The organism is Listeria aquatica (assembly GCF_014223975.1).
GTDB classification, from domain to species: Bacteria; Bacillota; Bacilli; order Lactobacillales; family Listeriaceae; genus Listeria; species Listeria aquatica.
This window is the reverse complement of the sequence record NZ_JAARRM010000011.1, coordinates 1-2,391: the sequence shown is the minus strand read 5'-3', so window position 1 is coordinate 2,391 and position 2,391 is coordinate 1. Positions and strand designations below refer to the sequence as shown.

Here is a 2,391-nt window from a genome sequence, read left to right as displayed (position 1 = left end):
AAAACAAGCAGGTCATTACCGAACGACGTTAACTTGGGAAATGATAGATTCACCCTATTAAACCAAAAAAAGGAGAAGAAGACATGAACAAAACATTGAAAATCACGGCACTAGGACTTGTTACTATTTTAGGGGTATCCGGAACAGGATTCACAGCTTTTGCAGCTGATGGCGGTTCAACTGTTTCAAAAGGAGATGTTACTTTTGAAAAGAACACAGACCCAAGCGGACCGAAAGATCCAGATACAGACAAACCAGTTGAGCCAACTGATCCAGAGATTACGCCGCCAACAAGCGGACCATTAAGTATTGACTATGTTTCTACGCTTCACTTCGGAACACAAAAAATTTCTGGGAATGATGAAGTGTACTATGCAACCCTAGATAAACTAAAAGATACAGAAACAGGGGCTATTAGTGATAAACCAAACTTTGTTCAAATTACGGATAATCGTGGTTCAAATGCAGGTTGGAAGCTCACGGTCGTTCAAGATGCGCAGTTCAAAAATGGAACAAGTGAACTAGCTGGGGCGAAGCTTAAATTAATCAACCCAACGATGAAATCAAGCAAAAAAAAGGATGCAAACACACCAACAGCGAGTGAAATTACGCTTAATCCAGATGGAGTAACTTCGTCAGATGCGATCGTTGCACAGGCTAATCAAGGGATGGGGACTTGGTACAATACTTTTGGTACAGATGTGACAGAAGCAGCGACAAGTATTTCTCTATCGGTGCCTGGGGATACAGCAAAAATTGAAGGTAAATATTCAACAACACTAACTTGGACGCTTGCAGATACACCAGCTTGATTAGAGGGTGAGAATGATGAAAACGGGAAAAGGCGTCTTGTTGTTCATCGCTTTTGGAATGATATTTTTCCTAAGCGAACCACCTGCTTATGCGGTTGCAAGCGATAATGCGAGTGATTCAAGCGTGCAGTTCACAGCTGATGTGGACGGTACAACACCTCCCGTTAACCCCACTGATCCGAATGAAGAGGTGCAACCCGTAGATCCAGTGACACCAACATTAGGTGCGCTGCGGATTGATTTTGTTTCGCAGCTTTCATTCGGCAAACAGAAGATTTTCGGGCAGGATATGGATTATCATCCGCCGTTTTCAGAAGTGAAGCGGGCTTCGGATGGGGCAACACTCTACGTGCCACAATTTGTGCAAGTGACAGATAATACGGGGCTGAATGCAGGCTGGAAACTGGAAGTGAGCGGAACGCCATTTCAAACAGCTTCGGGCGCGGAGCTTACAGGAGCTGCACTTACGCTTTCGGGGACCACGTTGCGTTCCAAGCTCGATCCGAAATATACGCCGAGTACGATTTCTTCAAGTCTTACAGTCGGTTCTAGCCCACAGCTCTTAGTGGCAGCTTCGGCGGGAGAAGGGATGTCGGTTTGGACGGCGGCGTTTGGAGATACGGAAGGGAGTGCTCTCGCCCCGAACAACAAGATTACGCTCCATGTGCCAGCGGAAACGGTAAAACTGGCGGATGAGACTTACACGTCTACGCTAACGTGGACGTTGAGTTCGACGCCGTAAAAGAAGCTTGGATAAGCGCTTGCGGAGTGTGCGGAGGCACTTCGCAAGTCGTTTATCGAGTGGAAGGAGTTTTGGAAAATGAAGAAACGATGGTGGATGATTCCCTTTTTGCTAGTAGGCGGTTTTTTACTGGTTAGCCATCCGGTAGGGGTGGAGGCTGAAAGCTCGATGGGGTTTTCGGTGAATACAATACTTCCAGAAAATCAAGTGGATAAGACGAAGACGTATTTTGATTTAGAGATGAAGCCTGGGCAAGTGCAGGAACTGAGTGTGGTTCTGACGAATGCGAAAAATACGGCCATCACGATTGAAAATCATGCAAATGCAGCGATCACGAATGATAATGGGATTGTGGATTATAGTCAGGTGAATCCTAAATTGGATCAAACACTGAAATACCCGTTCTCTAAGCTTGCGGATGTGGAAAAAACCACAACGATCCCGGCACATGGGCAAAAAACGGTGAAGATGAAAGTGACGATGCCGAAGGAATCCTTTGATGGGATTGTGCTTGGAGGCCTCCATTTTAAGGAACAGGAAAGCAAAAAAGCAAAAACGAAGAATGACGAAAGTGTACAAATTGAAAACCGCTATGCGTATGTGATTGGCGTACGACTAGTGGAAACTAAGAAGAGGGTTCGACCCGATTTAGAACTGAATCAAATCAAGCCTTCACAAATTAATTACCGCAACGTCCTGAAGGCGAATTTGCAGAATACCAAGCCGGTGATTATCCAAGATTTTAAAGTGGATGCGAAGGTGACAAAACGCGGGAAAGATCAGGTTTTATTCCGAGAAAAGAAGGAAAACATGCGGCTTGCGCCAAATTCCAACTTT

At 45.3% G+C, this 2,391-nt stretch carries 3 protein-coding genes; all 3 read left to right on the top strand.

Features of this window, described 5'->3' with window-relative positions:
• Positions 1-83 precede the first annotated feature (83 nt).
• Positions 84-812 carry a WxL domain-containing protein gene (locus HB912_RS13115; protein WP_185375209.1) on the top strand — a complete coding sequence of 243 codons (729 nt, stop codon included), beginning with the start codon at positions 84-86 and terminating at the stop codon, positions 810-812.
• A gap of 13 nt (positions 813-825) precedes the next feature.
• Positions 826-1,554, top strand: a complete 729-nt coding sequence (locus tag HB912_RS13110; RefSeq protein ID WP_185375207.1) for a WxL domain-containing protein — start codon at positions 826-828, stop codon at positions 1,552-1,554.
• A gap of 78 nt (positions 1,555-1,632) precedes the next feature.
• Positions 1,633-2,391, top strand: a 759-nt coding sequence (locus HB912_RS13105; RefSeq protein WP_221635756.1) for a WxLIP family cell surface protein, incomplete at its 3' end; no start/stop codon positions are given.